Genomic DNA, 274 nt, shown 5'->3' with positions numbered 1-274 from the left:
AGATGATATGAAACATGATACGGAGACAACTCCTTTCCAGTAAGTTAGTGATGGATAGAACTTTTTAGATTTATATCATATTAAAATCAACAGGTTCATGGATGACAGCTGTTATTTTAGGAAAAAGTTTACGGCGTGTGTGAATGTTAGAAAAACTTGAAAAAAAAGAGTTTTCAAAACCATAAATTTTAATAGGAATCACTTTTGCTTTATCAATCATCGCAGCACTCTTTTCATAAACTTTTATAAAGTCTTTTGTAACAGAGATATTTTT

The 274-nt window shown here is 29.2% G+C and carries 1 pseudogene; it reads right to left on the bottom strand.

Annotated features, from left to right (window positions below):
- Window positions 1–70: 70 nt before the first annotated feature.
- Window positions 71–274, bottom strand: a pseudogene (locus ACFIO5_RS12315) (MFS transporter); the annotation flags it as partial.

The sequence above is a fragment of the Bartonella sp. AA86SXKL genome (assembly GCF_042196885.1).
Note: the sequence above shows the minus strand (reverse complement) of the source record. Positions and strands in the feature narration are given on the sequence as shown.